At 44.3% G+C, this 17756-nt stretch carries 17 protein-coding genes; 6 read left to right on the forward strand and 11 right to left on the reverse strand.

Features of this window, described 5'->3' with window-relative positions; genetic code table 11:
• Positions 1 to 44: 44 nt before the first annotated feature.
• Positions 45 to 1157 (reverse strand): acyltransferase, encoded by a 1113-nt coding sequence (locus JO154_RS05805; protein ID WP_291942745.1) that lies wholly within the window; start codon positions 1155 to 1157, stop codon positions 45 to 47.
• Between the two features lie 140 nt (positions 1158 to 1297).
• Between JO154_RS05805 and JO154_RS05810 the strand changes: the two genes are divergently transcribed.
• A complete protein-coding gene (locus tag JO154_RS05810; protein ID WP_291942746.1) occupies positions 1298 to 1831 on the forward strand; it encodes a hypothetical protein in 534 nt (177 codons plus the stop codon).
• Positions 1832 to 1910: 79 nt separating this feature from the next.
• Here the strand turns inward: JO154_RS05810 and JO154_RS05815 are convergent, their stop codons facing one another.
• Positions 1911 to 2669 (reverse strand): M57 family metalloprotease, encoded by a 759-nt coding sequence (locus JO154_RS05815; protein WP_291942748.1) that lies wholly within the window; start codon positions 2667 to 2669, stop codon positions 1911 to 1913.
• Positions 2670 to 3243: 574 nt separating this feature from the next.
• Between JO154_RS05815 and JO154_RS05820 the strand changes: the two genes are divergently transcribed.
• On the forward strand, positions 3244 to 3825 hold the full coding sequence (locus JO154_RS05820) for an RNA polymerase sigma factor (RefSeq protein WP_291942751.1): 582 nt from the start codon (positions 3244 to 3246) through the stop codon (positions 3823 to 3825).
• 29 nt (positions 3826 to 3854) lie between these two features.
• Here the strand turns inward: JO154_RS05820 and JO154_RS05825 are convergent, their stop codons facing one another.
• Positions 3855 to 4553, reverse strand: a complete 699-nt coding sequence (locus JO154_RS05825; protein ID WP_291942753.1) for a hypothetical protein — start codon at positions 4551 to 4553, stop codon at positions 3855 to 3857.
• A 103-nt stretch (positions 4554 to 4656) separates the two neighbouring features.
• A complete protein-coding gene (locus tag JO154_RS05830; RefSeq protein ID WP_291942754.1) occupies positions 4657 to 5475 on the reverse strand; it encodes a hypothetical protein in 819 nt (272 codons plus the stop codon).
• Between the two features lie 180 nt (positions 5476 to 5655).
• On the opposite strand from JO154_RS05830, the gene JO154_RS05835 reads away from it, so the two are divergent.
• Positions 5656 to 6831: an acyltransferase gene (locus JO154_RS05835; RefSeq protein WP_291942755.1), complete on the forward strand. Its 1176-nt coding sequence runs from the start codon at positions 5656 to 5658 to the stop codon at positions 6829 to 6831.
• 52 nt (positions 6832 to 6883) lie between these two features.
• Positions 6884 to 8065 carry an acyltransferase gene (locus tag JO154_RS05840; RefSeq protein WP_291942756.1) on the forward strand — a complete coding sequence of 394 codons (1182 nt, stop codon included), beginning with the start codon at positions 6884 to 6886 and terminating at the stop codon, positions 8063 to 8065.
• Here JO154_RS05840 and JO154_RS05845 read toward each other — a convergent pair.
• Positions 8047 to 9015 (reverse strand): alpha/beta hydrolase, encoded by a 969-nt coding sequence (locus JO154_RS05845; RefSeq protein WP_291942757.1) that lies wholly within the window; start codon positions 9013 to 9015, stop codon positions 8047 to 8049. The two genes, JO154_RS05840 and JO154_RS05845, sit on opposite strands and share 19 nt — an antisense overlap.
• 120 nt (positions 9016 to 9135) lie before the next feature.
• Here JO154_RS05845 and JO154_RS05850 point away from each other — a divergent pair, with 120 nt between their 5' ends.
• The gene (locus tag JO154_RS05850; RefSeq protein WP_291942759.1) at positions 9136 to 10671 is read left to right on the forward strand and encodes a M20/M25/M40 family metallo-hydrolase; all 1536 of its coding nucleotides are present in this window, start codon (positions 9136 to 9138) and stop codon (positions 10669 to 10671) included.
• Positions 10672 to 10673: 2 nt separating this feature from the next.
• On the opposite strand, the gene JO154_RS05855 is transcribed toward JO154_RS05850, so the two are convergent.
• Positions 10674 to 11435 (reverse strand): DUF2490 domain-containing protein, encoded by a 762-nt coding sequence (locus tag JO154_RS05855; RefSeq protein WP_291942761.1) that lies wholly within the window; start codon positions 11433 to 11435, stop codon positions 10674 to 10676.
• A gap of 137 nt (positions 11436 to 11572) precedes the next feature.
• Between JO154_RS05855 and JO154_RS05860 the strand changes: the two genes are divergently transcribed.
• Positions 11573 to 13102: a glycosyltransferase family 39 protein gene (locus tag JO154_RS05860; protein ID WP_291942763.1), complete on the forward strand. Its 1530-nt coding sequence runs from the start codon at positions 11573 to 11575 to the stop codon at positions 13100 to 13102.
• Between the two features lie 83 nt (positions 13103 to 13185).
• Here the strand turns inward: JO154_RS05860 and JO154_RS05865 are convergent, their stop codons facing one another.
• The 5 genes from JO154_RS05865 to JO154_RS05885 all read right to left on the reverse strand — a co-directional run bounded on the left by JO154_RS05865 (position 13186) and on the right by JO154_RS05885 (position 17741).
• Positions 13186 to 13920 carry an SDR family NAD(P)-dependent oxidoreductase gene (locus tag JO154_RS05865; RefSeq protein WP_291942765.1) on the reverse strand — a complete coding sequence of 245 codons (735 nt, stop codon included), beginning with the start codon at positions 13918 to 13920 and terminating at the stop codon, positions 13186 to 13188.
• A gap of 34 nt (positions 13921 to 13954) precedes the next feature.
• Positions 13955 to 15505 (reverse strand): DHA2 family efflux MFS transporter permease subunit, encoded by a 1551-nt coding sequence (locus tag JO154_RS05870; protein WP_291942768.1) that lies wholly within the window; start codon positions 15503 to 15505, stop codon positions 13955 to 13957.
• Between the two features lie 72 nt (positions 15506 to 15577).
• Entirely contained in the window at positions 15578 to 16168 is a 591-nt protein-coding gene (locus JO154_RS05875) for a TetR/AcrR family transcriptional regulator (protein WP_291942771.1), read from the reverse strand.
• A 303-nt stretch (positions 16169 to 16471) separates the two neighbouring features.
• Complete coding sequence (locus JO154_RS05880; RefSeq protein WP_291942773.1) at positions 16472 to 16870, reverse strand: hypothetical protein; 399 nt, start codon at positions 16868 to 16870, stop codon at positions 16472 to 16474.
• A gap of 13 nt (positions 16871 to 16883) precedes the next feature.
• Entirely contained in the window at positions 16884 to 17741 is an 858-nt protein-coding gene (locus JO154_RS05885) for a sigma-70 family RNA polymerase sigma factor (RefSeq protein WP_291942775.1), read from the reverse strand.
• Positions 17742 to 17756 lie beyond the last annotated feature (15 nt).

Below are 17756 nucleotides of genomic sequence, written 5' to 3' on the forward strand. Positions count from 1 at the left end.
CTGTCTCCCCATGCCGTAGCTGCCCAGCAACTAATGTACGTTTGTTATTTAGTGGAACTGGCGCTTCTTTTTTTATTCAACCACTTCCTGACTGGTTCGTCAATGAATACCATAGAGAGCCATCCCAACGTAATCATCGCAATTACGCCAAGTGTAATCACTACAATCAGGGTATGGCTATCTGGCTTTTGCGTTTTCAAATAGTTGACAAATATCCAGATAAACCCAAAATGCACCATGTACAATGGATAGGATATTCTGCCTAAAAAGCGGCATAAAGGGCCTAGCCAGGATTTCAGTTGTGCGCCTGCACCCAGGGATATCAACAGCGGAAAATAAATCAATGCTACCAATAATTCAGCCAGCCAGTTCTTAGGGAAGGTAGGCATGAACAATGCTGCCGACAATAACAGTGCAATGCCTGGAAATCCAAGTCTGTTAGGGATAATCAGCTTGTAACGATAAATAACCATCCCAGCAGAAAAGGAATAGCAAAGACGCGCACCGCCATCCCAGAAATTTTGTGCACCCCATCCGCCGCCTATATTACCAGCACGAAAGGCGACCCATCCCAGCCAACCTGCAGCTACCACAGTAAGCGCCGCCAGAATACGACGATCCAAACGCCACAATACAAATCCATAAACAATATTCGCAATGTACTCCCAGAACAAAGACCAGGCAGGGGCATTTAAAGAAAACAGATTACCAAAACGCTCCGTAATAACCGGGTAGGGAATCATCAAAATGGTGGTCAGAAATAAAAGTGCAATTTTACCGGTTCCATAACCTGGAAGCAGTCCTACAAAAGGGTCCCAGAGGAATGTAACCAACCCCAGTATAGCCCCGAATATAACCATGGGTTGTAACCTGATTAACCTGGCTACCAGGAAATCCTTTATGCTAAGCCGTTCCATTCGTTCATCATAGGCATATGCAATTACAAACCCGGAAAGAACGAAAAAGAAATCTACCGCCAGATATCCATGTCCGGCGAAGTTCTTACTATAATCGGTTATCCATTCCTCCATGAAGTGAAAGATCACCACCACAATGGCAGCAATACCGCGGAGTCCATCCAGTATTTCGTAATGTTGTCTTGTCTTTAATTGGTTCGGCGCCGTGGCTGCCGTTATTGGCATTGTTCCTGTTTCCATGTATTGAGCAGTATCCGTATATAAGTATCCACCCAAGATAGGAGCCTGATATTAAAAATGCAAACATTTTAAGATGATCGGTAAATGGATGGGATAAATCAATATTTTTTATATAAGTTACATGGATTAAATGTCCTCCCATGTACCATAAGTTCCGCCCCTATAGTATCTGGTGGTATACAGTGATTCTCCTGATTTTTTGGATGATTTTTTCTACCCATCAACATCAGGAATACAAAGTTTTTGGATTTCCTTTTCTCATAGATGATAAAGTAGACCTGGTTAAATACCTGGTAGTGCTATTGGTACTATACCAGTTTTACAAATGGTGGGATGCAAAGCTGTATTCTGAACTACTCACCTGGATAACAGTGGGGGCAGTCCTTCTTTCATTGGCGGTAACATTCATATACAACCATGGATATGAAGTAGGAGAATATGTCACGCGAACGACGATACTATTTCGCGGCGAACGTCCATCGAATTACCGCGTATATGTATTGCCGCATACGCCATTTATTGTATCATTCAATGTGGCCTCTTTAGGCCTATATATCTTCAATGTTGCCTGGAAGGGACTGTTACAGGATAGGTTGGCAGAACAAGCATTACAAAGGAAACTGGATGAGCCACTAAAAAGCAAAACGCATAGAAAAAAGCGCCATGGACATTAATATCCATTAAAGCAGTAATATTAATTCCATGAAAAAAACGGGGCCACTATTAACGACCCCGCTCTCAATAAAGTAAATCTTAGTGATACAGTGCTATTGCTGCCTGGATATCTTTAGCAGAAAGTACAGTTGCTCCACTTCCGCACTGACCGCCATTCATAATAGAGCTAGCATCTGTACCAGGCACGCCTGGAACGTCTATTCCTGCAGGTGTTTCACCACGGGCAGCCCAGTTAGTGTGTCTGAAAGATACGTTGTGTCCCATTTCATGACAAATAGTGCGTGCACGTTGTGCAAAGCTGTTACCTGCAATATAGGCTTTGTTGATACGAATCAGATTACCCGCAGTGCCACCGCTTGGGAAGGTACCCTGTCCGCAAACGCCGCTACCGAGATTGTAATCCATAATCAGTACATCATAGGTGCCGCTACTCACAACACTCCAGTGAATAGTACATCCGGAAATACTGTTCCATTGACTGATAGCGCTATTGATTTCGCTGGCCATGGAAGTCATGGATGGGTCAATGTACAAACGGATGTTGGTCACATTGGTAGGGGATACAAGGCTGCCAGTGTAGTACTGTTCTGTACCAGCGGCGCCAGGTACCTGCATGTTTTTAGGGAAGATGATATCTTCTTCCACAATGAATTCATTCTTGTTTTCAACAATGGTGTGTGCAGGGAAACCCAAGCCAATGATGTAGTTATACACCTTTTTTGCTTGGTCGGTTGTCTCCACTTTTGGCGCGGATGCAGGGTCGTTCACAGATTTTTTACAGGATGCAATGGCAATGGTCAACACTACAGCCAGCATGAGGAACATGTTCTTTTTCATGTTGTGAATTTATGTTTAGGTGAATGAAATGCTCATGATATTTGATATGTGCCTTCTCCTCAACTACTGGGAAATACGGGTCAACCATGATACGGGTCATATCATTTATTTAATAGCAATAAAAACTCACTATGCCTATTACAGCATAAATAAACGGAATGTGCTAATGTTTTTTAAATGAATGCTTAAAGTGCTCAAATGGGTCCTTAGTGCTCGTTCAGATTTTGGTTATTACAATTATACAAATATTTATCGAGTAGAAAAATATTTTTTTAGACCTTGCTGAGGCAATGTTTCAGTCTAAAATAATACGCCTGATACCGTTAGGATAACTGCCTAGAACACACTGAGCCGTAGACAAATAAAGGACATGGAATATAGAAGATTTGTTGTTATCTTTATAGACAGTTTGGATCTATTCAAACGATATAGAACTGGAGAGCTACCCGAAAGCATTGAAAAACCTGCTGAATGTTCTCTAAGATGCGCGGTCGAACAATTTCGGGCCCCAGTATGTTAAATGATGCTCACCAGTAGTTAACCGGTATTTTAATACTCCAAATGAGGTCACATCATGAATGAACACGAGTTATGGGAATCTTACAAATCCGGAGAAGTAAACGGATTGGAAGAATTATACGGTAAATATTACCGTGCCCTTGCAAACTATGGGTACAAGTTTACCCATGATCAGTTTTGTATCGAAGAAAGTATCCAGGACCTATTCAGAAAACTCTGGCAAAACAGACGATGGATGGACCAGGCAACAGCAATCAAAGAATATCTGTATTCTTCGTTTAGACGTATTCTCATTGGCAAACTGTATTATAGCCAAGAACGCATTGCAAACGAACAAGCCACAGAACATATTCCTTTCTACCTGCAACTGTCTGACGAACATCCCGTATTCGAAGGGAATAAGCTGGAACACCGTAAAGAACGTGCACAAGCCCTGCTGAGTACCCTAGCAAACAGACAAAGAGAAGCTATCTTCCTCCATTACTATGAAGGCCTTTCCGACGATTCAGTAGCGCAAATCATGAACCTCCAGCACACAGGCGCCTACAGATTGATTCATCGCACCATGGATCACCTACGCACAAAATCCGGTAAATTTTCAATGTTGGTACTGCTATACCTGTTAAAGCAGTCCTGAGGTTTTTAGGAGAAAAGGGGGAGACAAAATTACTTTTCCATTGCTCTTTTCACTGGCGGAGTGATGGCCAGATCTACACTATTCAAAGATTCAAATTTATTGGTCAGTACATTTATATTTCGAAGTAAGGAGTCTTCCCCATTTGATTGCCCTTTCGCATAAGCAATCAACTGATGACAGATTTTTACCAATGCCCCTGTACGTGTAGCCGCTGCAGGTGATACCGTCTGCCCACGCATAAACCCATACTTCTTATTGTAAGCAGTAAAGAAATATTTCACACCATCCAAACCCGGATCTGCAGGGGAACCCGTCTGCCGCAAGGCTACATTAAACAACTGTTGTATCCGCATGGCCAGCTCCCGGTTAATCCGCCGACTCACCATCATCGGTTTATCCACGATCACCCGCTTTTGCGCCGCCACATCATAATAGGCTACCCGAATATTAGACTTCAATAGGTAACCACCCGCATCTTCCTCCACAGATAAGGCGTATTCCGGACTGAAAGGAGGTACCACCACCACCCGCGCAAGCGGCCTGTCCGCAAATCGCCAGAGTAATTGCTGATAAAGATGGTTGTAATAACTGTCTATCGCATTCCGGCTAGGTTCAAATGGATCTAACCTGTCCGCAGACGACTGCCCCGCCGCCTGCCAGGGAAGGTAACATACCATACCCGCAATAAACAGCAACATCCTTGCTGTAGTCGTAGTTAGTTTTAGCATGACAATCTTTCTTTCCTTTTTGGTTGAAATTTGCCTTGGGTATCATTCACACATCTCATCCTCACATGACATATCGACAATCAAACTTGCATTCATCTGCTATCTACCTGGAACCCCGGTTATTCCTGTTGTTCAGCTTCCAGACCAGCTTCTCGAAATCAGACAGTGAAATAGTATCGATCATTTCACTGCCGGAATAAATCCCGATAAGAGGCCTATAACTGCCGGATGGACCAGTATTCATTACACTGTTGGGTTGCATTCTTGGTGCATCATAAACATAGCCCAAAATAAATTCAAAACGCCCCAGTTTTTTGATGGTATCAGCTCCTGATGGAAAAGCATTGCCTGGCCTCAGTACCTGATCAAATTCATCTTTCATCAACGGATGCGTATGTACTGCCAAGAGAATGGAATCATTCCTTTCCTTTAACTGGTTCCTTACACCTGCAATCAAACCCGCAGGTATATACTCCCGATCACCCGATATAACAGCAGAAATCCATCCATCATGACCAGTCGCGAAAAAGTACTCCCGTTGTAATCGATCACTTTCCCGATAGGCCTTACGAATACTATCTAATAAGTCGATTCCTGGATTGACCAAGTAATATCCTTTATCCAAACAGCGATCGCAATTCCTGCTATGTGTCAGTAATAAAATGTTGTTATTATTCCCTTCTGTTGTATGCTTAATTTCCGAACCGTAAAGATTGTAGTATGTAGTCCGGTTACTGTCTGATTCCAGGCATGACTCCCGGGTAAGACGAGCTAAAGATAAGCTTTCTTTATTATACAAATTCAACTCTTTTTTTGTTGATACGTCTGGGGTTGCTAGCGTGTTAATCTGATGCAAATCAATTGTTAATCTAAACACCTGCATCAGTACTATGACGGAAGCCCATAAGATATTCCTGTTCATTACTTGAGGGTGTTGGCTCGGGGTTACAAAATTGTATTTCGACAGGCAAAGCCTGATTATCAATTTAATAAAAAAAATTTAATTCTGGTGAGTCAATGTTAGGAATGCGAATATTTCGCAGTAGACTGCCGCCGGAAATGCAGTGACTATACGGATATTAGGAACTTAATCTTCCTAACCATGACCCCTGTAAGTCTGCTACCTATAATCCCTATACTTATCTTGATAGGGTTAGTTGTTCTGCCTGTTAGCCACCTGCTAGGAATACAGGCGCCCCAAGGCAGGTACCGCACGATAGATGGATTAAGAGGATACCTCGCCTTTTTTGTATTCTTACATCATTCCGTAGTCTGGTATTTCTTTTTGCATACTGGCAGATGGAGTTTTCCTCCTTCCCCGCTTTACCATCACCTAGGACCGGGTAGCGTGTCTTTCTTTTTTATGATCACCGCATTCCTATTTTTCTCTAAACTAATGGAGGCCCAAGAGAAAGGAATGGACTGGCGAAAATTATATGTATCCCGCTTTCTGCGTATCCTTCCGCTATATTTTTTCCTACTCACTATGTTGTTGCTAATTACAGGGGTAGTAACGGGTTGGAAACTCCATGAATCACCGGCACAGTTGCTCCAACATCTTCTGGGCTGGCTGCTCTTTATGGAGCCGGATCTTAACGGCGTCACCCTGCGATTGGTAGTAGCGGGCGTCATCTGGAGCCTCGCTTTTGAATGGTTGTTTTATTTCTCCTTGCCCTTCTGGGGCCTCTTGCTATTCCGACTAAAGCCATCCCTGAATGTGAGCCTTTTTGCTGGAATGGGCCTGGCATTATTTGCATGGGTGATCTATAGCTTTTATCCAGCGATGGCCTGGGAGAGAATGAGCGCCTTTCTGGGTGGGATGCTCGCTGCGTATGTAATTAAACAGCCAGGTTTTAGGGAGACAGCCAGTCATTGGATCACCACCATCTTTATCATAGGCATGTTGTATATCGGCATATTTGTAGTTCCTCCTTTTAGTTATCCTTTTTCGCTGTTGTGCTTTGGGGCCTGCTTCTTAGCTATCGCTGGTGGCAATACGCTATTTGGATTGCTGTCTTTGAAATCTTCCCGATTATTAGGCCAAATCTCTTATTCTATTTATCTGCTCCACGGTATGCTGCTGTTCATTACTTTCAACTTCGTGCTAACGTTCCCGGTCGTGCAGCAGTTGTCTCCCCAATACTACTGGTTAATGATTGCAGGTATTGCGGTTGTACTCATTATCCTCTGTTGTATTACTTATCGCTTCATTGAGAAACCATGTCTCGAAGCTGCCGATAAAGCCACAAAAAGAATTAAACAATTGCTTCCATCATGAGGCAGTATTGTAGTGAGAATGAGAATATTGAAACTGTGATTAAACTTCAGCCATGAGTCCTGTCAGCCTGCTCCCTATGTTCCTGATTCTCTTGCTGGTGCTCTTATGGGTGACGGTTGTGAGCCGCTTTCTGGACCTCCGACCACAGGAAGGGCGGTTCAAATCTATTGATGGGCTACGCGGATACCTGGCCATTTATGTATTTTTGTATCATTCTATTCTCTGGTATTTTTTTCTTCAAACAGGGAAGTGGATTTCTCCACCACCTTCGGTGCTACATGCTAACCTAGGTGCGATCTGTATATCCTTGTTCTTCATGATTACGGCATTTCTTTTTTTCTCTAAACTGGTCAATGCCCGTATGAAACAAGTGGACTGGGTAAAACTATACATCTCCCGTATCCTACGCATATATCCCGTATATACGCTAGTGGTGATCGGGATGTTGTTGGTAGTAGGCATCGTTACGCAATGGCACCGACAAGAGCCCATTGGACAACTGATCCTCCATAGTAGCGAATGGATGCTGTCTATTGCAGCAGATGTGAATGGGGTAACTGGTACAAAACTGATTATCGCAGGGGTGGTATGGAGCCTGGCCTTCGAATGGCTGTATTATGCCGCACTGCCATTATTAGGACTGCTAATGGGGGTGAAATCGCCCTGGTATATCTGGCTGATGGCGGTTTTCTTCTTTTGTCTGTTTGTCTGGATTATCTGGACCTGGTATCCCGCCAATGCCTTGAATAAAGCCCTGGCATTTACTGGTGGAATGCTGCCTGCCTTTTTTGCAAGGAATAACCAGGTTCGCAGGGTGGCCTCGCATTGGCTAGTATCCCTGCTAATGGCCGCTGTATTAGTACTAGCGGCATTATATTCAGCCTATATCTATTCTCCACTGACCTATGTTTGTACCACTTTCATTTTTGTCTGTATCACCTGCGGCAATACTTTCTTCGGTATACTTACCTGGAAGCCTTCTTGCTTGCTGGGACAAATTGCTTTCTCCCTTTACATTGTACACGGATTAGTATATTTCATCACCTTTATGCTGATCATGGGAATGCCGGCTGCCAGGGCACAACAACCGCTGGCTCACTGGCTGACCACCGGCTTATGCAGTCTGGTATTGGTAACCATATGTACGCTTTCCTATAAATATGTGGAACGCCCCTGCGTATCAGGAGCGGATCGTATAACAGCCAAGACTAAACGTTATTTGGACTTGGAGTAACGGGCGGTATCTGTTGCCGTTTGCGCTGCGGTATCTTTAATCCAGATCAGGCAAGGATCTATCCATTGCGCAGTGGCGGTGCGATTGTCTACGCCAAATCCATGGCCCCCATTTGTATAAAGGAATAGTTTCACGGGAATATGATGTTGTTCCAGTGCAGCCGTGAAATACAAGCTGTTCGCTACTTTCACTTCTCGGTCGTCCATGGCATGTACAATAAAAACAGGAGGGGTGTTATCGCTTACCTGTAGCTCATTGGAGTATTCGTGGATTTTTTCAGGGGTAATATCCGGACCAATGAGATTTTCTCGACTTCTAGTATGGGTCAAACTATCGGCGAAACTGATGACTGGGTAAATGAGTACCATGAAATCAGGGCGCAGATTGGTACCTCGAGGATTTTCGATATATGTTTTATTGAAATGTGTGCCAGTAGTTGCTGCGAGATGACCGCCAGCGGAAAAACCCATGATCCCCACTTCATTGGAGTGGATCTTAAATTCCGCCGCATGTTCCCGAATATATTGAATAGCCCGCTGGGCATCCATGACAGGTACTATTTCCTTATGGGTCATCAGGTCAGCTCTGGGCACGCGATAGCGCAAAAGGAAGGCAGTAATGCCGGAGGCAGCCAGCTTCTGAGCGGCAGGAATGCCTTCCACCGGATCAGCCAGGCCACGATAGGAGCCACCAGAACAAACCACTACGGCAATACCAGTCGCTTTATCTGCAGCCGGTTGAAATACAGTAAGCGTCGGCATGATGTTCTTTGGACGAATAACAAGGGTATCCTGACCGGTGAACCAACTCTGAGTATGTATAGTGTCGTTCAACGCAGTAGGTGCAATGGCATTGGGTACTTTACCTTTTTCGTACAGCGGAATGGGGGCCTGCTGTGCATGAACAACTACACTGGATAACAAGAAAAATATAATGCCGAAGGTTTTCATAACAGTTTTTTGTTTTCATGGTAAGACATCTAAACACACCTGATAGTACTAATTTACGGACGTTTTTTTTCAGAACAATTCCTGGATGTAGGTCGTTATCCAATAAAACGACTAACCCGCATGAAAAAAATCTTCCTAGGAATCCTCTTTTTATTAGTACTGCTGGCGATTTTAATCGTATTGAGAACAATGATCTATCCCTTTAGTCAACCCCAGGTTACTACCAGTCTACCGGAAAAATTCCCCATCAGCGACACCTCCTTGATGCGATTTGCAGGGGGAATTCGTATTCCTTCCGTTTCCAACGCTGATTACAATCACTTCAATTACGGTCCCATCATGGAGTTTGATACCTATCTGCGTCATCAATATCCTCGCGTATATGCTGGTACTGAAAATGATACGATCAATCAATATGGCCTTGTATTTCATTGGAAAGGCCGGAATGCTGCCCTGAAACCAATTATCTTCCTCTCTCACTACGATGTGGTGCCTCCAGGAGAATATACGGGCACCGACAGCGGCCAAGTGGTATTTTCTCCCCGCGATCAAGCTTTGCCGCCCATTACGCAAGTACCCACTCGTTGGGAACTATATCCCTTCAGTGGCGCCGTTATGAATGGCAGAATTTACGGGAGAGGGACCCTGGATATGAAAAGTATGTTATTCGCCGTGATGGAGTCAGTGGATCATTTAATAGCGCAAGGATTTGTACCGGAAAGGGATATATACCTGGCTTTTGGCTTCGATGAAGAAGTAGGCGGTACGGAAGGGGCCCTGAAAATAGCAACCTACTTCAAAGAAAAAGGCATCACTTTCGATGCGGTATATGATGAAGGTGGTATTGTATCCGCTGCTGGTAGTCTGCCTGGCATCAATGCGCCGGTAGCTCTCATCGGCTGCGCAGAGAAAGGGTTTTGGTCCGCAAGGGTACGTGTAAAAGGACTGGGAGGCCACTCGTCCATGCCGCCCCTGCAAAGCGCCATCGGGAAAGCGGCTGTCATCATGCAGCGATTGGAAACTGAACAAATGAAACCTATGCTGATTCCCCTCATTGACCAATTCTTTACCAATGTGGGTGGCATGATGGATTTCAAAAGCAAAATGGCCATCGCCAACCGATGGTTGTTTAAAGGTGTGCTACTGAATACATTACAAGACAACAATACCACCAATGCGCTGATACGTACCACCACCGCCCTGACGATGATGAAAGGTAGCGATGCCTCCAATGTATTATCTCCGGTAGTGGAATTTACGGTGAACTTCCGTATCCTGCCCGGTAACACAGTGGAAGATGTGAAATTACACTTGGAACGTGCTTGTAGAGGCTTCGATGTAGAAATAGTAAATGTGGGCGCACCCAGAGAACCATCTCATGTGTCTAGTACAGATGCACAGGGATATCGGGTGATGGAACGCACTATCCGCCAGTATTTCCCTGGCGCCATCGTGACGCCTTATCTCACCATTGGAGGGACAGATGCTTACAAGTATGAAATAGTGAGCGATCATGTTTATCGGTTCTTACCGGTCATGATCAATAACTATGAGCAGCAGTCTATTCATAACGACAACGAATATATTAGCATCGATAATTTCAGCCGAATGATCCAGTACTTCGAAACCATGATGAAAGACTACGATAAGCAGTAAATTTATTCGTCTTCGTATTGGAGGGCTGGTTCTTTTTCTTGTTTGCCATGCTTACGCATCCAGGTATAGTAGAAAAACAGCCGGATAGTGTGGTTGTAGTCGTACTGATACCCACTGGCTTTCTGTTGGGATACAAACATATACCCGAAGTCGTAAGACCAGCCACGGCCCATGCTTTGGCGTATACCGGCAAACGCCCGAAACTGGTCAAAGGTATTGTTCACAATCTTTTTTCCGAATTGCACGGCTACCTCATTGGCTAAGGAAATCTGTGGTACAAAAGGATTGCTACTTAATGGAATGCCAATGCTGATCAGATAACGAAATCGGTTGGAGAAGTAGTAGTCTCCCGTAGACATATCATTTGTCAATATTTCCCGCCAACGTTGTTCGCTACGGAACCTGTTTTGCAAGGAGACTTTCCCCACTTTGGAGGCGTAGGCGATTTGCTCATACCACCGATTTTCGTCCGCAAAGGTTTTATATCCAGGGGTACTTGGGGCCAGCCACAGATGCGCATAACCGGTGATGAATGATAGCTGTTCATTCAGCCAGTAGCCTACGCCTCCTCGAACAAAGTAAAAACTATTGTCGGCCACAAAGTTATTCCTACGTATATGCAGGTCTCCCACAAATCCCCAATGGTCCGAAACCCGAAAGGTACTATTAAGACTCACCCAGGTTTGCAACTGAGACTTGATTTCTTTCTGCTGCTGTGCGGCAACAAATAAAGGTAACAAGAGAAAAAGGAAAAAATATTTCATACGCGATGGCTGTTGGAAATGGACATGAGAAGAATACAATCAGGTAGCCGCTTATGTTCAATTTATCACCGGTCAACCAATTGGAACTTCCATGTATTAGGTGATTCGCCTATATTGATGCATTATTTCGCTGTACTATGCCCATGAAATCTTCCAAGTTCCTCCTCCTGTTTTTCTGCCTGATTAAACTAACATTGCACCTCATAGCTGATGTCCACAGTGGCTTCCAGGGGGATGAACTGCTGCATATATCCACTGGTAATCATCCTGCATTCGGCTATATGGAGTTTCCGCCATTGATAGCCTTGTTGGCAGGTGTACAAAACTTATTCCATTCAGATACGGTATGGGTACATCACCTCTTGCCGCATATTGCCAGCCTGATAATCATGATAACAGTGGCGCGGATCACTATTGCATTGGGAGGTGGGAATAAAGCCGTTTTTCTCACATTACTGGCTTTCCTGATTATGCCGGCTACCGGTAGATCCCAGCAGTTGCTGCAACCGGTGGTTTTCAGCCAGCTCTTTTGGGTATTGAGTTTTTATCAGTTGCTGCGATATATGCAAACAACCGAAAGGAAATACCTACTGCGTTTGTTCGTTTGCGTTACACTGGGCTTCTTGACGAAATATGATATGTTGTTCTTTGCTGTTGGCTTAGTGGCGCTGTTTACAACAACGCCCGTACGTAAAGCACTGATGGAACAACGTTGGTGGCGATATGTTATACTATTCCTATTGATCCTGCTACCGAATATCATCTGGCAATATCTCCACGATTGGCCAGTGTACCAGATGTTTCATCAGCTAAAGAAAACGCAACTGGATCAGTTGTCTTATCTCCATATAATTATCGGTATAATATTGGGATCAAATATTTATAACTTGGTATTATTGCTGCCTGCTATCGTATTTATTTTCATCCGAAAACCGCAACGTATATACTTGCCCGTAGGATTGTCTATACTGACTTCATTCCTGTTATTACTCTTTAACAACGGGAAATCCTACTACTTTTTCCCAATTGTCTTTACCTTAATTCCTTTTGGAGCGGTATGCTTGGAGGAAACCATTTTCAGTCGATGGAGGTGGATATTTTGGCCAGTGAGTTTACTCTTGCTATATGGTGCATGGATGATTCCTTTTGGCATGCCTGTGCTCAATATGGATAACTACATTAAGTACTACTACAAGTACCAGCAGAAAGATGTTCCCGGAACAACATACGCCCTGCAATATGAAGAATATTACACCAATGACATGTGGAAGGAAACCCTGCAATCCTTACGTCAGGTGTATGATAATCTGCCTCAGCAGGAGAGGGCTAACTGTATGATCTGGGGTAAACATTACAGCCAGACAGGTCTCTTGGAACTAATGGGCGCTAAATACGGACTGCCGGCAGGATTTGGCTACCATGGTAGCTTTTACAGTTGGGCGCCCGAAAAGGGACCCATGCCCCAAACCGTTATTGCTGTGGCTTTCAGGGATACGCCTATTGAATTTTTTACGCCTTTCTTTGAAAAAGTAGACGTAGTAAAGGTATTACCCAATTACTATGCGGAGTATGAAGGCAGGGTAGATCAAACGATTTATATCTGTCGCCAACCGAGATATGATTTCAGCCAAATGAAAGAGAACTTCCGGCTACGCATATTTGAATAATCCCTCTTAAAATGCCGTCATTGTTCATAATTTTCGGGGAAGGATATACGAAAAAAGTGCCTCCTTTACGAGACACTTTTTTATTATTCATTCAATACGCTTAATGCATCAACAGGAGAGGCCAACGATAAATGGTAAAAGGCTTCCGTATTGGCTACCCTGATTTCGTATACATCATTTTCCAGGGCCTCTATAAATGCCGTTGCTACCTCTGCAGGAGGAATACCTTTGTGCCCACCAATGCCAGCAGAAAATGCTGTATTCACCAATGGCGGCATCAACTCAAATACTTTAATCGTGGAGGGGGCCAGCCACAGGCGAAGGGATTGCGTGTAAGAATGCAGAGCTGCTTTGGTGGCGGCATAGGAAGCCAGTTTTTTTCCGGGGGCAAATGCGAAAATACTGGATACATTGACAATAGCGGAGGCCGACTGCTTTTCCAAGAGGGGAATGAGTAGTTCATTGAGTCGGATCACAGACAAATAATTCGTCAGCATCTCATGGCTGGCTTTGGCAAATGTATCCGTGTCTGCCCTTAAATCATTCAACGATGCAGCACCAGCATTGTTAATCACCATATTCAGGTCAGGAAAATCGTGCTTTATCCATGCCACGAGCCTGTTAACATCTGTTGCATTGGTGATATCGCCATTAAAGGTATGTACCGATGGCAATGCAGTGGCAGCATGGGCCAGTCGTGCTGCATCCCGACCAGTAATAATAACCGTATTACCTGCATCTGCTAATAACGTAGCCAGTTGAAATCCAATACCAGCGCTGCCACCGGTGATGAGTACTGTGTTCTGAGTTGTTTTCATTTTTATATTTTTTTAGAGAGACGAATAGCCATCATTAATGATCCTGTATTTGTTGCATGGCCAGGGTAGCACTTGATTTTCGGCGTACCATCAACAACAGCGGCAAACAAATGAGGAATAGGAATCCTATCATCGCATAAGCATCCAAGTAACTGAGCAGATTTGATTGCCTGCTAACACCATATTCCATTAAGCCTATCGCTTGTTGTCGGGCATGATCGACCGCAGCGCCATGTTGCTGGAAATATTGCGTATACTGATGTAATCTGCCCGCTACTTCTGGATTGTCTGGATTCAAGTAAGACACAAGGTCGGAGCGGTGGGCTGCGGCCCGTCTGGCAGTATAGGTATTCACCATGGCAATCCCGAAAGAACCGCCCAATTGCCGCATCATGTTATTCAATGCCGCACCTTGGGGAATATCCTTCGCTTCCAGCGAGGAAACAGCTAGCATCGTCAAAGGCACGGTGAGTAAGGCAATGCCCACGGCGCGGTAAATCAGTTGCCTACTGATCAATTCCGCAGATACATCCAAACTCATGCGCGACATAGTCCAGGAGAAATAGATAAACAAGCCATAGCCGAGGATAATCATCACCACAGGAGAGAGCCCTCTCTGCAAGAGTTTACCGGATATAATCAGCGATAACAAGGCAAAGAAAGATCCTGGCAATAATAGCAAACCGGTTTCTACGGGCGTGAAGTACAGTAGCCGTTGTGCAAATACCGGCGTAAGATATACGGAAGTAAACATGCCGATGCCTGTAATAAAAGTGAGGATAGCCGCTACTGTCAATGTTCTGCTGCGAAACACTCTTAAGTTGACCACGGGGTCGGATACACGTAATTCCCAGATGATGAAGGCAATCAAACTGAGTATAGCCATTACCGTGAATACCGTGATGTAAGTAGTGTCGAACCAATCTTCCTCTTGGCCTCTTTCCAGTACTGTCTGTAGTGTGCTGACGCCGATTATCAGCAAGAGAATACCCACCCAGTCGGTTTTCTTAATCGTTTGTTGGATGGTCGCTTCTTGTAAAAGGAAAAAACAGGATATGGTAACAGCGATACCTACCGGGATATTGATATAGAATATCCAAGGCCAAGAATAATGTTCTGTGATGAAACCGCCCAGGGTTGGACCGATGGTAGGTCCAATGAATACACCTAGACCGAAGAGGGCGCTGGCAATGCCTTGCTTTTCTCTAGGAAATAACTCAAACATAATCGCCTGGGAAACAGAGAGCAATGCCCCTCCTCCAAGTCCCTGTAAAAACCGGAAAAACACCAGCACCCATATATTGGAGGCATTTCCACACATGAAAGAACAAATCGTAAACAAGATGACCGAGCCGATATAATAAGTACGTCTGCCCAGAGAGACACTGAGAAAACTAGACATGGGGATTACAATCACGTTGGCGATGGCATAGGAGGTAACTACCCAGCTAGTATCCGCCAGGGTTGAACCCAGGTTGCCGCTCATGTGGGAGAGTGCCACATTTACAATGGAAATATCTATCAGTTCCATAATGGCGGCAGCGATGACCGTAAAAATTAAAATCTGTCGTTTGGCAGGATGCATAGTGAATTATTTTAGACCGATCGGTCTTTTTTGAGAGAAAAAAATAAGCCGTTGCCGGCTTGTTGAGTGTCATTACAAGGAGAATGACTCAATTTCTTCTTTTAGCAGTTTGATAATGATTTTCATTTGGCTGTTGTTGTCAAAGACTTTAGATACGAGCACAGCCCCTTCAAACATGGTAAACATCTTCACGGCAAAGGTTTGCGGATGGACCGTATCCACGAATTCTCCTGCGGCAATACCTGCACTCACCAGGCGTGCAATACGAGCCTGAGAGGCTTTGATAGCACCTGCCACTTTCTCTTTCATCACCGGATCGGTATCGTCGGATTCTGTACCAAAATTCAGCATCGGACATCCGCCCGCATTGGATATGAACGTCACATCGTTGTAATGATCCAATATGGCGAGCAGCTTTTCTTTGTTGGTGGCTTTGTCAGCCAATCGGCCTTCAATACGGGCATTCAAACGTTCCATCAGGTAATCAAACACAGCACCGCATATTTCCTCCTTATTTTCGAAATTGCCGTAAATCCCTCCCTTCGCCAGTTTGGTGGCTTCCATGATATCGCTGATACTGGTACCTGCCATCCCTTTTTTATTCAGCAGAGCGGCACTCTGCGCTATGATAAACTCCCTGGTTTTTTCCCCTTTCGTTTTCATGATACAAAAATAAGACCGTTCGGTCTAAATTTCCAAATTTATTTTTTGGGGAAGATGGAATGAGGACTGATGGCAGTAAGGAATATGCTTATTTTGCGTTTACGATATTTAATGCATATGATGAGGGAGGAAAGTAGAAGACCTTTAACAGCACTCTATTACAAGAACTTGGTATAGGATAATAACCTTCTATAACAGCATCATATACATGGTATTTCCCCTATAGTATTCATCTCTACTCAGCTATTACAAAAGCTGGGTAGAAATGAATATGTCTCTATAACATCATTGTATATACGGCCATTATCCTTTATCTTTTTTGGCTTTATTCAGTTTCATGAGGAGCGTATAGGAGATACTGTTACCCTGCTTATTAGCCAGCAGGTATTCATATATCCAGGTGGCTTTTTCCTGTAACGCGGTATTCTGCTGCCAATTGGCTTTAAATTGAAAGGTATCTGCAATGAGTTCCAATACATCTGCATTAACCGGGTGTTGTTGCAGGAGAGACGCCAAGTCGGGGAGAGGAGCGGTTTCTAATTGCGCCAATGTTAGGCCTGGTTCCCGTAACAGCTCATCCAGGCGGTTTTCCAGGTTTTGCAAAGCGGGAGGATTGCTGTTGCCCACGAGGCGGTTAAACGCCTCAAATGCTTCCGCTATTAGTCGCTCGAAATAGTCTTCTTTTCTGTGTTGTATCGCCATGTCTGGAATGGTTTTATGCCTGGATCTGTTGGGTCAGTAAAGATAACTTATCCGGATCAACCACGCTACTGAGACTTTGTATGGTCTTATCCGCTCCGATATCAAATACCAGACAGGAGAAAACTTTCCCCTTCATGCTATACAGCAATGCAGGCTGATGGTTGATCCAATGGAACGAGACATCCGTATGTTTCAGGTAGCGGTCGAATACAAGTGCCAATACACCTGCCACGTCTGCGGCTCCTTGACATTCTTTTCTTACCACATTCACTTTACCACCTCCATCTACGGTGAGGGTCACTTCAGCAGAAAGCATTTTTTCTAATCGCGCTACGTCCCCTTTCCGAATGGTTTCCATGTAATCCATTAACAGCGACTTCGTTTCTGCCTCCAACGTTTTAGTGCGAACTGCCGCATCCGGCTTGAATAACCTGGTTTTGGCCCTACTGAGCAGTTTCCGGGAATATTCTTCCGTAATAGACAATACCGCTGCGATATCCTGATGAGAATAATCAAAACTCTCTTTCAGAATGAACACTGCCCTTTCGATAGCTGGCAGTCTCTCCATCAATACCATCAATGAATAGGAAAGAATATCCTTTAAGTATACATTCTTATCGGCGGCATCATCCGTGGCAATAGGTTCCGGCAGCCACTCTGCAGGCTGCCGGCTTATTCTTTTATTCCTATTTTTATTATTGATGGCCAAATTAATCACACTCCTGATCAGGTAGTTTTTTTCATCCTGTATACCTTCTCTTGAACTGGTATAATACTTCGATAAAACTTCCTGTACAGTGTCTTTTGCGTCTTCTGCCGATCCTAAAATGTTATAGGCGTATGGGAAGAGCAGTTGATGATATTGGGTCATAAATACGATTACCGT

The sequence above is a fragment of the Chitinophaga sp. genome (assembly GCF_019236475.1).
Taxonomy (GTDB): Bacteria; Bacteroidota; Bacteroidia; order Chitinophagales; family Chitinophagaceae; genus Chitinophaga.

Excerpts from the sequence above, each read along its gene's own strand:
- JO154_RS05810 (WP_291942746.1), top strand. The coding sequence starts at position 1,298 with ATGTACCATAAGTTCCGCCCCTATAGTATCTGGTGGTATACAGTGATT.
- JO154_RS05880 (WP_291942773.1), bottom strand. The coding sequence starts at position 16,870 with ATGGCGATACAACACAGAAAAGAAGACTATTTCGAGCGACTAATAGCG.
- JO154_RS05875 (WP_291942771.1), bottom strand. The coding sequence starts at position 16,168 with ATGAAAACGAAAGGGGAAAAAACCAGGGAGTTTATCATAGCGCAGAGT.
- JO154_RS05830 (WP_291942754.1), bottom strand. The coding sequence starts at position 5,475 with ATGAACAGGAATATCTTATGGGCTTCCGTCATAGTACTGATGCAGGTG.
- JO154_RS05835 (WP_291942755.1), top strand. The coding sequence starts at position 5,656 with ATGACCCCTGTAAGTCTGCTACCTATAATCCCTATACTTATCTTGATA.
- JO154_RS05845 (WP_291942757.1), bottom strand. The coding sequence starts at position 9,015 with ATGAAAACCTTCGGCATTATATTTTTCTTGTTATCCAGTGTAGTTGTT.
- JO154_RS05815 (WP_291942748.1), bottom strand. The coding sequence starts at position 2,669 with ATGAAAAAGAACATGTTCCTCATGCTGGCTGTAGTGTTGACCATTGCC.
- JO154_RS05840 (WP_291942756.1), top strand. The coding sequence starts at position 6,884 with ATGAGTCCTGTCAGCCTGCTCCCTATGTTCCTGATTCTCTTGCTGGTG.
- JO154_RS05885 (WP_291942775.1), bottom strand. The coding sequence starts at position 17,741 with ATGACCCAATATCATCAACTGCTCTTCCCATACGCCTATAACATTTTA.
- JO154_RS05820 (WP_291942751.1), top strand. The coding sequence starts at position 3,244 with ATGAATGAACACGAGTTATGGGAATCTTACAAATCCGGAGAAGTAAAC.
- JO154_RS05865 (WP_291942765.1), bottom strand. The coding sequence starts at position 13,920 with ATGAAAACAACTCAGAACACAGTACTCATCACCGGTGGCAGCGCTGGT.
- JO154_RS05870 (WP_291942768.1), bottom strand. The coding sequence starts at position 15,505 with ATGCATCCTGCCAAACGACAGATTTTAATTTTTACGGTCATCGCTGCC.
- JO154_RS05805 (WP_291942745.1), bottom strand. The coding sequence starts at position 1,157 with ATGGAAACAGGAACAATGCCAATAACGGCAGCCACGGCGCCGAACCAA.
- JO154_RS05850 (WP_291942759.1), top strand. The coding sequence starts at position 9,136 with ATGAAAAAAATCTTCCTAGGAATCCTCTTTTTATTAGTACTGCTGGCG.
- JO154_RS05855 (WP_291942761.1), bottom strand. The coding sequence starts at position 11,435 with ATGAAATATTTTTTCCTTTTTCTCTTGTTACCTTTATTTGTTGCCGCA.
- JO154_RS05825 (WP_291942753.1), bottom strand. The coding sequence starts at position 4,553 with ATGCTAAAACTAACTACGACTACAGCAAGGATGTTGCTGTTTATTGCG.
- JO154_RS05860 (WP_291942763.1), top strand. The coding sequence starts at position 11,573 with ATGCCCATGAAATCTTCCAAGTTCCTCCTCCTGTTTTTCTGCCTGATT.